Genomic DNA, 13,121 nt, shown 5'->3' with positions numbered 1-13,121 from the left:
ATATACAACGAATCGCTACAATCAAAGTATTACCGTTGATGTAAACCCCCATGAATATGGTCTTCAACCCGGTGATGAAATGTATGTTCAAGCAGGAGTCCAATCTCTTGATTTAATTAATAAAGCCGCAAAATATTTGGAAAATTATGTCACAAATAAGCTTGGAGATAGCGTCGTAAGCCGCGGATTTAAAGATGCAGTTGAAATTGCGTTGGGAATTTACAATGCAACTGTTTCATCAACCAACGCTGAAACTTTTTCCAGAATTCAAGCGATTCCGGTTATTACTAACATTCCATTTCAATCTGCCTCAGCATCAATCAGTTTAGAAGATTCACTGATTACAACTTTATCAAGTAGTATGTCCAATAGCTGGGGGAAAAATTCAGGAACTTACAACCAATCTGATTTGAATTCTTTGAGTATATCGCAATCAAATTCAAATTCATTTAGTTTGAGCAATTACCAAAGTAATTCTGAATATATGAAGTTTAGTGCTGAAAATACGTCATTGGATGCTCAAAGTGTTGTTGATTCGGCAAGTGTTGCTAGCCAGGAAGGAATTGATCAGTACGGAAGTATTAGTGCTTCGATTTCATTGCAAAGTAATCTTACTTCACAACTGAGTTCAGTTAGTGCTAGCAAAATTGATTCTAGAAATTCTGGAATTAATTCACAAAGTACTTCTGGAAGCTTAACAGTTTCAAATTCAACTAGTTCATCAATATCAACATCATTTGTTGATGCTTCTATGAGTGCAGTTGATAGCTATGCTGACTCAGTTAAATTTAGTATTTCTAAATCAAAAAGTGAAGCAGACGCCATCCCAAGCTGGTTCTTACATGCTAGTGAGCATTATTCTGTGAGTGATTCAATGTCTCTCTCAGATTCAATTTCTAACGACGCCTCAATCTCTGCGTCTACTTCTAATATTCCTGTTTCGCAAAGTATTTCAACTTCAATTGGTGGTTCTTTAAAGCAAAGTGCTAGTGCATCTGCATCTATTAGCCAGTCAACTACTCAATCAACTAGTTTATTAAGTGTTTCAAAATCTAAATCAACTTCTGTCGTCCTTCAGACTATTTCTGAAGCTGAGTCTAATATTTACAAGAATTCAATCGTTGATAGTTTGCAAAGTTACTATAGCTCGTTAAGTACGTCCGATAGTACTTCTGATTCTAAATCCACAAGCCAAACTTCTCAATCTAGTTGGGGGTCTCAATCAAATTCAGCAGCGAAATCTACTTCTATTAGTGAATCAACTGCTCAGAGTCAATCAATATCAGCCTCAACTTCTTTATCAAATAATCCAAGCTACAATCATGATTCGATATCAACAAGTGTTTCAACTTCAGTGTCTGAAAGTGAATCCGCGGCCCATAGCCAATCAGATTCAATTAGTGTATCAGTTTCATCACGGAATAGTAATAATTCTGCTAGTTCATCTGCATCTGGGTCGAGTAGTTTAAGTTATTCAAGTTCTGCATCGAATAGTGCTTCATTTCAAAATGTTGTTTCTATTTCGGAATCTAAGTCGATTGCAAGTGAGTCTAATGATTCAACCGATGACCGAGGGTCTGCTTCACGAAGCACATCAACTTCAGCTCAGCATTCAATTTATGATTCGATTTCAATGAGTGCTTCTATGATCTACTCAGATTCAGCTTCAACCAGTCAATCAATAAATGACAGTGTTTCTTCATCGGCAAGTACTTCTTACCGAAATGAAAGTGTTAGCGATTCAAAGTCTGCATCAGCCAGTCAAAGCAATCAAAAATCGATTTCTGATAGTAAATCTATTTCAGAAACTACTTCCGCTACGGAATCTGTTTCGCAGTCAATGAGTACAAGTACGTCAGTGAGAGAGTCGACTTCGAAATCAACGAGTGCAAGTACGTCAGCGACAAACTCAACCTCGAAATCAATGAGCGCAAGCACATCTGTCATTGACTCAACCTCGAAATCAATGAGTACAAGCACATCTGTCATTGACTCAACCTCGAAATCAGTGAGCGCAAGTGCTTCGGCTACAGATTCAACTTCAAACTCAATTAGTACAAGTACATCAGTGACAGACTCAACTTCAAAATCAATGAGTACAAGCACGTCAGCGACAGAGTCGGCTTCGAAATCAACGAGTGCAAGCGCATCAGCGACAGAGTCAACTTCAAAATCAATGAGCGCAAGCACGTCAGCAACAGAATCGACTTCAAAATCAATGAGCGCAAGTACGTCAGAGACAGAGTCGACTTCGAAATCGATGAGTACAAGCACATCTGTTATTGACTCGACCTCGAAATCAACGAGCGCAAGTACGTCAGTGACAGAGTCAACTTCGAAATCAACGAGTGCAAGTACGTCAGCGACAAACTCAGCTTCGAAATCAATGAGTACAAGCACGTCAGAGACAGAGTCGACTTCGAAATCAATGAGCGCAAGCACGTCAGCGACAGAGTCAACTTCGAAATCAACGAGTGCAAGTACGTCAGCGACAAACTCAGCTTCGAAATCAATGAGTACAAGCACGTCAGCGACAGAATCGACTTCAAACTCGATGAGCGCAAGCATGTCAGTGACAGAGTCAACTTCAAAATCAGTGAGCGCAAGTACGTCAGCGACAGAGTCGACTTCAAACTCGATGAGCGTAAGTACATCTGTCATTGACTCAACCTCGAAATCAACTAGTGCAAGCACGTCAGCGACAGAATCGACTTCAAAATCAACTAGTGTAAGTACGTCAGCGACAGAATCGATTTCAAAATCAACGAGTGCAAGCACATCAGTGACAGATTCGACTTCAAAATCAATGAGCGTAAGTACGTCAGTAACAAACTCAACTTCAAAATCAACGAGTGCAAGCACGTCAGTGACGGACTCAACTTCGAAATCAATGAGTACAAGCACATCAGCGACAGAGTCGACTTCAAACTCGATGAGCGTAAGTACGTCAGTAACAAACTCAACTTCGAAATCAATGAGCGCAAGCACATCAGCGACAGAATCGACTTCGAAATCAATGAGCGCAAGCACGTCAGTGACAGAGTCGATTTCAAAATCAACGAGTGCAAGCACATCAGTGACAGACTCAACTTCGAAATCAATGAGTACAAGCACATCAGCGACAGAGTCGACTTCAAACTCGATGAGCGTAAGTACGTCAGTAACAAACTCAACTTCGAAATCAATGAGCGCAAGCACATCAGCGACAGAATCGACTTCGAAATCAATGAGCGCAAGCACGTCAGTGACAGAGTCGATTTCAAAATCAACGAGTGCAAGCACATCAGTGACAGACTCAACTTCGAAATCAATGAGTACAAGCACATCAGCGACAGAGTCAACTTCAAAATCAGTGAGCGCAAGTACGTCAGCGACAGAGTCGACTTCAAACTCGATGAGCGCAAGCACATCTGTCATTGACTCGACCTCGAAATCAACGAGTGCAAGTACGTCAGCGACAGAGTCGACTTCGAAATCAATGAGTACAAGTACGTCAGAGACAGAGTCGACTTCGAAATCAACGAGTGCACGCACATCAGCGACAGAGTCAACTTCGAAATCAACGAGTGCACGCACATCAGCGACAGAGTCAACTTCAAAATCAGTGAGCGCAAGTACGTCAGCGACAGAGTCGACTTCAAACTCGATGAGCGCAAGCACGTCAGCTACAGACTCGACGTCGAAATCGATGAGTACAAGCACGTCAGTGACAGACTCAACTTCAAAATCAACGAGTGCAAGCACATCTGTCGCTGACTCAACCTCGAAATCAATGAGCGCAAGTACGTCAGTGACAGATTCAACTTCAAAATCAACGAGTGCAAGCACGTCAGCGACAGAGTCGACTTCGAAATCAACGAGTGCAAGCACATCAGCGACAGAATCGACTTCGAAATCAATGAGCGCAAGCACATCAGCGACAGAGTCGACTTCGAAATCGATGAGTACAAGCACATCTGTCATTGACTCAACCTCGAAATCAACGAGTGCAAGTACGTCAGCTACAGATTCAACTTTGCAGTCAGTGAGTGAAAGTGATTCAGCGACAGAGTCGACTTCGAAATCAATGAGCGCAAGCACGTCAGCGACAGAGTCGACTTCGAAATCAACGAGCGTAAGTACTTCAGCGACAAACTCAACTTCAAACTCAATAAGTACAAGCACGTCAGCCACAGACTCAACCTCGAAATCAATGAGTGCAAGTACGTCAGCGACAGATTCGACTTCAAACTCAATGAGCGCAAGCACGTCAGTGACAGATTCAACTTCAAAATCAATGAGTGCAAGTACGTCAGCGACAGAGTCGACTTCGAAATCAACGAGTGCAAGCACATCAGCGACAGAATCGACTTCAAACTCGATGAGCGCAAGCATGTCAGTGACAGAGGCAACTTCAAAATCAATGAGTACAAGCACATCAGTGACAGACTCAACTTCGAAATCAATGAGTGCAAGTACGTCAGTGACAGAGTCAACTTCAAAATCAGTGAGCGCAAGTGCTTCGGCTACAGATTCAACTTCGAAATCAATGAGTACAAGCACATCTGTCATTGACTCGACCTCGAAATCAATGAGTGCAAGCACATCTGTCATTGACTCGACCTCGAAATCAATGAGCGCAAGCACATCAGTGACAGAATCGACTTCAAAATCAACTAGCGCAAGTACATCTGTCGCTGACTCAACCTCGAAATCAATGAGCGCAAGCACGTCAGTGACAGACTCAACTTCGAAATCAATGAGTGCAAGCACATCTGTCATTGACTCGACCTCGAAATCAATGAGCGCAAGCACATCAGTGACAGAATCGACTTCAAAATCAACTAGCGCAAGCACATCTGTCATTGACTCAACCTCGAAATCAATGAGTGCAAGTACGTCAGCGACAGAGTCGACTTCGAAATCAACGAGTGCAAGCACATCAGCGACAGAGTCGACTTCAAAATCAACGAGTGCAAGTACATCTGTCGCTGACTCAACCTCGAAATCAATGAGCGCAAGCACGTCAGTGACAGACTCAACTTCGAAATCAATGAGTACAAGCACGTCAGCGACAGAATCGACTTCGAAATCAATGAGCGCAAGTGATTCAGTAATTAACTCAACTTCAAAATCAACGAGTGCAAGTACATCTGTCGCTGACTCAACCTCGAAATCAATGAGCGCAAGCACGTCAGTGACAGACTCAACTTCGAAATCAATGAGTACAAGCACGTCAGCGACAGAATCGACTTCGAAATCAATGAGCGCAAGTGATTCAGTAATTAACTCAACTTCAAAATCAACGAGTGCAAGCACATCTGTCGCTGACTCAACCTCGAAATCAATGAGCGCAAGCACGTCAGTGACAGACTCAACTTCGAAATCAATGAGTGCAAGTACGTCAGTGACAGATTCGACTTCAAAATCAACGAGCGCAAGTACGTCAGTGACAGACTCAACTTCAAAATCAACGAGTGCAAGCACATCTGTCATTGACTCGACTTCGAAATCGATGAGCGCAAGCATATCAGTGACAGAGTCGACTTCGAAATCAATGAGTACAAGCACGTCAGTGACAGATTCAACTTCACAGTCAACGAGTGCAAGCACGTCAGTGACAGACTCAACTTCGAAATCAATGAGTGCAAGTACGTCAGTGACAGATTCAACTTCAAAATCAATGAGTGCAAGTACGTCAGCGACAGATTCAACTTCACAGTCAACGAGTGCAAGCACGTCAGCTACAGATTCAACTTCGAAATCAATGAGTGCAAGCACATCTGTCATTGACTCAACCTCGAAATCAATGAGTTTTTCAGAATCTTTATCTCTATCCAATAACTCATCCGTTTTAAGCTCTATAAATGGATCGCATACTACATCAGGATCAGTTAGTGATTCTCAATCTATTTATGGTAGTAAGTTGAGTTCAAGGAATAATTCATTAAGTATTGGTATTTCTATGTCAAATTCTACAAGTGAATCTAGTTCAGTGGTTACATCAGAAGCCAGTTCAATGAATTTAAGCTCTATTTCAACTAGTCTTTCAGTTTTAACTTCCATGAATAAATTTAGTTCACAATCTTCGTCAACAAGCCAAATGCTTTATAAATCATTAAGTGGTTCAGTTAGATCATCTGTTACTATCGGTAAATTGGCTGTCAGAAGAGATTTGACAAGTTTTTCTAATGATGAAACCAGAGTAATTAATACTAACAGAGATACAAATGATTTTATGAATGCTCTTAATGGTTTGATCCATGTAGTTGGAACTGGTTCACTTGCTGGATTAGCATCTGTTAATGGAAACACGATCATTCCATCATTTGTTGGAATGGCAGTTCAGCAATTAATTTCTAATGATAACTCGCAGATTCAGAATGGCGAGGTTAATAACACTATGGTTGCTAGTTCTCAAACAAATATTAATTCTAATAATGATCAGAATAGCGCTAATGGTTACCCTAGTGATCGAAATAATAGGCACAAAAATAGTTCTAATAATGTTAAACAATTTAACAAGAACCATAATTCTAATCAAAAACATCAAAGTAAGTATTCAAATTCTACTTTGTCGCTATTAGTATTCTCACTTGCTGGTTTTGGAATTTTGGGATTTTTCTTATTCTTTGCTTACGAAAAACGAAATAAAAGAAGTTAATCAATCTCCGTGAGAAAGAATTTGATTAAATTTAAATAATACCCCCCAAGTTAAATGACGTATTTTAACTTGGAGGGTATTTTTTTGAAATTAAAAGGGGGCTTTTGAGTTAATCTAATGAAAGCAACCTTTAATTTAGATATTCAAATTATTATTAAGGATTAAATTCTTATATATTTAAATAAAGTTAAAGTATATTTCCTTTTCAATGAATTTATTGAAACTATGCAATATTACTAGGACCAAAAATCATAATGTGATTAATAATTGGATTGTGCATGGGAAAGGATGGCCTATATTCATATAGAGTTCGAGCATGTTACCATTTCAGCCAGGCCATTTTTCATATCATAAGCTCAGTGACAATATAGTTTTCCATCTTTTTCAGTTAGTACAAAGGGATCAGCTTCCTAATTTTGACCATTAGATTTTATCGTTCGGGTTTGTAAGTGATTAACTTAGCTGGGATAAGACATTTTTGAAAGATGCTCTTTAAGTATTGAGCAACTTCAGATTAATGTTTATTAACGGATTTGATTGTTATTAAATCTGATAATAAATTAATTTTTGCGGTAGGTGTCATTGGCACGTGCCCTTTCTTTTTTCTTAAGATAGCGAAATTTAATTAAAAGTTAATTAGCCAAGGAATTTTTTGGCTTCGAAAGAGCAAAGTGATTTAAAATAAGGTAAGAAGAAGGAGGAAAACTAATGAAACAGAAAATTTTAGTGGTGGAAACTAACGTAGCTAACTTTGCAGGAACTACCCATCTGACTGGATTATGGTTAGGTGAATCAGCCGAATTTGTTTCAGTCGTGGAAGCAGCGGGGTGGGAAGTTGCCTACGTGACCCCAAATGGTGGTTATGTTCCACTTGATCCGCGAAGCATGAAGGATACGTATGTTAATGAGATTACTATGAAAACATATTTAAAGCATGATTATCAAACACTGGGGTTGTCACGAACGTTGACCCCAACGCAGATCGATCCGAAAGAATATGCGGCGATTTATTTCACCGGTGGTCACGGGGTCATGTTTGATTTTCCAGATAATCAAGCTCTGGCAGAATTAACAAAGACTATTTATACTAATGGTGGTTATGTTTGCTCGGTTTGTCATGGAATTGCTGGTCTGTTGAATGTCAAATTAACTGCTGATAATTATTTAATTGCTGGGAAAAAGGTGACCGGTTTTACCACTAGTGAGGAATTACTAAGTGGAAATTCGAAACGAGTCCCGTTCTTAAACGAAAAGGTCGCAACTATTCACGGAGCTGAATTTGTCAAGGAACGGCCGTTTAAGTGTTTTGTAGTGCAGGACGGCCAATTAATTACAGGGCAAAATCCAGAATCGCCAAAGGCGGTAGCTGAAAAACTGCTAGACAATTTAAACTCTCAAAATTAATTTAATGGTAATCTTAACTAATTAACATCTTACCGGTTAAACTTAAGCAGTATCTAAGTGATGATCGAGTTCTATCATTGATTTTAATCATCCATACCAAGTGGGAACTTTGTCCACAAAGATCGATGAACAGCTTTTAGATTTTCAACGTTTAGGTTAAGTTGAATCTAATTACTAGTTAATGCAGTCATTAATATATTCCAATCTCGGTTCAATAGTTTTATTTATTTTGAAGGTTCCATGCTTATCCTTCTCCTTTTTCGACAGATATTTTGATTGCTAAAGCAATCTAGAATACCGTTAATTTAACCATTATGAGAAGATGTTAAAATGGAATATCTTCTTAAGCGTTTGTTTGGCCATTACTATTTTAAGTTATTACTTTTTATTTAGTATAATAATTATAAATTATTATTTATAATGAATTTACATTCATGGTTATAAAATCTATATTATTTAGTGTTACAAATTTTTATATTTGTAACTATGATTAAAAAAACGAAGCATTGATTTAATAATAACTTTAAAACATTTATATCACTTATAAGTGATATATAAGCTATATTTTTTCAAAACAATATATACTTAATTATATTATATGATTGTTATTAACTTTAATAGGAGGGGTCATATGAAACAATTTAATAAAAACATTATAAGATATTCAATTGTGTTGAGTATTCCGGTAATGGGATTAATGCAAAGTCCTTTTTTGGTTTATAACGTATATGCTTCTAGCAATATACAGCAAAATAATTCAAATTCACTATCAGAAATTCCGACACATAGAAATGAGAGTGCTATATATGTAGATCCTCAAACAGTGAATGCTGGAGAAGGATTTAGTGGATTTTTCCAAGGTAAAATTGACGTTAAATTATTTTATAAATTAGATAATAATCATCAAGTTGCTACCGTGAAAAATGGATCATTTATTTTAAATAAAATTGATCAAATTAAAAATGGAGCTGGCTATACTGATGCATTATCTTTTGCAATCCCGGGTAATACACATCCAGAAATTAACGGAGATGGCGGCCCTGGAAATTTTAATAATTTATTAAAAGATGAAAATTATAAGTTTTTTGCAATTGCCTATAGGACTGATAGCTCACCAGATTCGAATATCATCACTGGTGGAAATTGGTTTCCTTATAGTGTAAATGCTCAAGAAAATGGTAATTTTCAATTACTTAATGTGTTTGCTAGATGGAAACAGAATGGTTCAATGCGCTGGGATAAGGATGATCATTCATCTTTGTTTAGCGTTAATATGAAAACATATGCCTATGAAGTCTTAGATGGAGATCGATCTATTTCTGGTCAGGGAGTGCCAGGAAGTAATATCTCCGTGACCACTTCAGACGGTACCGTTATTGGTAAAACTCAGGTAAATACCGATGGTAGTTATAATTTAGAGCTAAGTAAAACTCTTAATTATAATGAAATAATTAATGTTAATGGTACTGATGCTAATGGTAATGCTTTACCGATTTCGCATGTTTTAGTAGAGTTCAATAAAGAAATGCATAAGATTAAGATTGATCCATTGGTAAGTGGAGATCAAACATTATCTGGTACTGGGACTTCCGGAGACAAAATTATTATTACCGATAGTAATGGAGTTTATTTAGGGAGTAGTACCGTTGATGAAAATGGACATTATACTGTTGATATTAATCGTCCTTTAAATGCTAATGAAGTAATAACAGCTATGCCACAAGATCAGGACGGTAATGTTGGAGATAGCATTAATGCTACAGTTTTACCTGCCAGTCAGTCTCAATCTGCATCAGCAACAAATCCAGATTCACAGGGAGGGTCAACGTCAGCTTCCGCATCTGAAGCAGCTTCGGGCTCACAAGGTGGAGATTCGACGTCGACCTCTGCATCAGCAACAAATCCGGATTCACAGGGCAGTTCAACATCAACTTCCGCATCAGAAGCAGCTTCAGGATCACAAGGCGGAGATTCGCCGTCGACCTCTGCATCAGCAACAAATCCGGATTCACAGGGAGGGTCAACGTCAACTTCCGCATCTGAAGCAGCTTCAGGATCACAAGGCGGAGATTCGCCGTCGACCTCTGCATCAGCAACAAATCCGGATTCACAGGGAGGGTCAACGTCAACTTCCGCATCAGAAGCAGCTTCAGGATCACAAGGCGGAGATTCGCCGTCGACCTCTGCATCAGCAACAAATCCGGATTCACAGGGAGGGTCAACGTCAACTTCCGCATCTGAAGCAGCTTCAGGATCACAAGGCGGAGATTCGCCGTCGACCTCTGCATCAGCAACAAATCCGGATTCACAGGGAGGGTCAACGTCAACTTCCGCATCTGAAGCAGCTTCAGGATCACAAGGCGGAGATTCGCCGTCGACCTCTGCATCAGCAACAAATCCGGATTCACAGGGAGGTTCAACGTCAACTTCCGCATCTGAAGCAGCTTCAGGATCACAAGGCGGAGATTCGCCGTCGACCTCTACATCAGCAACAAATCCAGATTCACAGGGAGGTTCAACGTCAACTTCCGCATCAGAAGCAGCTTCAGGATCACAAGGCGGAGATTCGCCGTCGACCTCTGCATCAGCAACAAATCCGGATTCACAGGGAGGGTCAACGTCAACTTCCGCATCTGAAGCAGCTTCAGGATCACAAGGCGGAGATTCGCCGTCGACCTCTGCATCAGCAACAAATCCGGATTCACAGGGAGGGTCAACGTCAACTTCCGCATCTGAAGCAGCTTCAGGATCACAAGGCGGAGATTCGCCGTCGACCTCTGCATCAGCAACAAATCCCGCAGCTAAAGTAAAGTCAATAGCACGAGGTAATTCCAAGCTAATTTTTGGACTAGATACAAATTTAAATGGTCAGTCAGAATCGAAATCAAATTCGAGTTCAATCAACCAGAAGCTTCCTAAAACTGGATATAAGACTAATAATTTATTTGAAATAGCTGGATTATTGATAATTAATTTGTTAATCTTGTTTAAATTTAGCAAAAAAACAAAGAAATAGTTTTTGTTCATAGAGCGTACTTTGATTATGATTATTTTAAAAGTTGGATTTTTCCACGTGAAATTTGTATAAAAGTATAATTTTTAAGGTCTTTTTCAAAGTTCTTTGTTAAATGGTACTGATGATTAAGTTGTTTAATAAATGAGTCTGACACTAGGTGATGGAATCCTTAACCGATTCTATCGCCTTTTTTATAATTATTTGGAGAAATGTTTGCTTGAAAAAGAGATTAAGATTCTAACTCTGAAATTTTAGAAACTACGATAACCATGATTGGTTTAATGGTAATATTAGAGCTTAATTGTAGTGCTGCTTTAACCTTTACGTTTCTAGGAATATGATTGTTAGGATTAATGTCTTTTAATTTGGTTAATTCTGTATGATAACAGTTTTATTTTCACTAATTATATAAAAAAGTACTGATCACTTTCACTTAATTAATGTTATTAGTACCAAAAATTGTAGAACTTGAATTTTTTATTTTAGTTAAAGTTCGAAATAATTATAAAATTTGAGATTGTCAAAAGTTTAGTCTGAAGATAAACGAACTTTAATTAATTTAAAAATTAAGTAGTTCGTTAAAATGCCATTTGACATTCTTTTTACTTACGTTATACTAGCTAAAATCGAACATTAAGTTGGATTAAATTTTAAGGAAAAGGGAGTGTTAAGATGACTGACCAAGTAGCAAATTCAGAACATGTAGAGGCACTGGCGCAAATTTTATATCAAGCCTACGCCGACCAGGAACCGTTAAACATGGACGATTTTCCGGCTTTTTCTGATGAACAAGCCTATCAAGTGCAGGATCGGCTCATGGAGCTGAGACGGCACCAACGAGGTGGTTATAAGATTAGCTTGACTAGTGCTGAGACGCAGTCCATGTTTGCTGCTACGGAACCACTTTATGGTGCCCAGTTAGAAGAACGCTTCTTTCGTTCAGGAGTTCAGCTACCGATGAAGATGTTTTTAGCACCGTTAGTCGAAGTTGAACTCGTGTTAACCGTTCAGGAAACTTTAACTGAACGAGATGACTTGGAAACGTTATTAGCTAAAACTACCGTAGCTCCAGCAATTGAACTACCAGATTGTCGGTTTAAAGACTGGTTCCCGAAGCTTCCAAAGCATTTAGTCATTGCAGATGCGGCGGTCGGTGGAGCGGTTGTTTATGGTACGGAAGTCCCAGGAGCTAATTTTCAATTAGCGGACTTAGCCGAAGTGCACGCGCAACTGGTTCATGACCACGAACAGGTGGCACAAGGAAGTTCGAGTGAAGTTCTGGGAAATCCGGTGAAAGCCTTACAGTGGCTAGTCCATAAGCTAGCGAGCCGGGGACAACAATTACGGGTTGGAGAGCACGTTTCGACTGGTACTTTCTTACTACCGGTGTCACTAACGCGGGGACATTGGCAAGCTGATTTTGATCACCAACTGGGTTCGGTCGCATTGGATGTCAAATAATGAATCGTCCTTCTTTACGGGAGGGCTTTTTGTGCGTAGAAATTAATATTGGAGTTTATATGACCACTGAGATTAAGCACTTAACAAATACAAAACAAACGGTACGAGAATTACATCAACTAATTGTGACGACCTTCTGGGATACTTACCGAGGGTCTTCCGCTGATGAGAACATTGCTAATTATCTAGAACAAAATTACTCACTTACTCAAGTAGCAAATCAGTTACAACAAGTTAATTGTGACTTTTACTTTATCCTAGTCAATGGTAAAATTGGGGGTTACATGAAGCTTAATTTTGACGCTGCCCAAACTGAGGATTATGAAGGTTACTCCCTCGAAGTGGAAAAGCTATACGTGTTACCGGCCTTTAAAAGACAGGGATTGGGAAGTAAATTGCTGGCTTTTGCGGAACAAACCGCCAGAGACCGGGGGGAAGATTACATGTGGCTCGGCGTTTGGAGTGAAAATGAGAAGGCTAAGGCCTTTTATCGGACAATTGGTTTTCAGCAGGAAACCACTCATACCTTTGAATTAGGGGATGATCCGCAGACCGATTTGGTGCTCATTAAAAAATTAAAATAAGTGTAGAGTTAGG

6 protein-coding genes are annotated in these 13,121 nt (G+C 39.3%); 5 read left to right on the top strand and 1 reads right to left on the bottom strand.

Annotated elements, in window-relative coordinates; translation table 11 throughout:
* Positions 1 to 1,770 precede the first annotated feature (1,770 nt).
* A complete protein-coding gene (locus M3M39_RS06575; RefSeq protein WP_252797051.1) occupies positions 1,771 to 5,820 on the bottom strand; it encodes a hypothetical protein in 4,050 nt (1,349 codons plus the stop codon).
* Here M3M39_RS06575 and M3M39_RS06570 point away from each other — a divergent pair.
* The 5 genes from M3M39_RS06570 to M3M39_RS06550 all read left to right on the top strand — a co-directional run bounded on the left by M3M39_RS06570 (position 5,789) and on the right by M3M39_RS06550 (position 13,108).
* Entirely contained in the window at positions 5,789 to 6,643 is an 855-nt protein-coding gene (locus M3M39_RS06570; protein WP_252797050.1) for a hypothetical protein, read from the top strand. The genes M3M39_RS06575 and M3M39_RS06570 overlap by 32 nt on opposite strands.
* Positions 6,644 to 7,351: 708 nt before the next feature.
* Positions 7,352 to 8,047, top strand: coding sequence for a type 1 glutamine amidotransferase domain-containing protein (locus M3M39_RS06565; protein ID WP_252797049.1), 696 nt, complete (start codon positions 7,352 to 7,354; stop codon positions 8,045 to 8,047).
* 631 nt (positions 8,048 to 8,678) lie between these two features.
* Positions 8,679 to 11,063: an Ig-like domain-containing protein gene (locus M3M39_RS06560; protein WP_252797048.1), complete on the top strand. Its 2,385-nt coding sequence runs from the start codon at positions 8,679 to 8,681 to the stop codon at positions 11,061 to 11,063.
* 672 nt (positions 11,064 to 11,735) lie between these two features.
* Entirely contained in the window at positions 11,736 to 12,524 is a 789-nt protein-coding gene (locus M3M39_RS06555; RefSeq protein WP_252797047.1) for a 2-keto-4-pentenoate hydratase, read from the top strand.
* Complete coding sequence (locus M3M39_RS06550; protein WP_252797046.1) at positions 12,524 to 13,108, top strand: GNAT family N-acetyltransferase; 585 nt, start codon at positions 12,524 to 12,526, stop codon at positions 13,106 to 13,108. The genes M3M39_RS06555 and M3M39_RS06550 overlap by 1 nt, the downstream gene beginning before the upstream one ends.
* The last annotated feature ends 13 nt before the right edge of the window (positions 13,109 to 13,121 follow it).

Source organism: Fructilactobacillus hinvesii (genome assembly GCF_024029435.1).
Lineage (GTDB): Bacteria > Bacillota > Bacilli > Lactobacillales > Lactobacillaceae > Fructilactobacillus > Fructilactobacillus hinvesii.
Note: the sequence above shows the minus strand (reverse complement) of the source record. Positions and strands in the feature narration are given on the sequence as shown.

Excerpts from the sequence above, each read along its gene's own strand:
- M3M39_RS06570 (WP_252797050.1), top strand. The coding sequence starts at position 5,789 with ATGAGTTTTTCAGAATCTTTATCTCTATCCAATAACTCATCCGTTTTA.
- M3M39_RS06565 (WP_252797049.1), top strand. The coding sequence starts at position 7,352 with ATGAAACAGAAAATTTTAGTGGTGGAAACTAACGTAGCTAACTTTGCA.
- M3M39_RS06560 (WP_252797048.1), top strand. The coding sequence starts at position 8,679 with ATGAAACAATTTAATAAAAACATTATAAGATATTCAATTGTGTTGAGT.
- M3M39_RS06555 (WP_252797047.1), top strand. The coding sequence starts at position 11,736 with ATGACTGACCAAGTAGCAAATTCAGAACATGTAGAGGCACTGGCGCAA.
- M3M39_RS06550 (WP_252797046.1), top strand. The coding sequence starts at position 12,524 with ATGAATCGTCCTTCTTTACGGGAGGGCTTTTTGTGCGTAGAAATTAAT.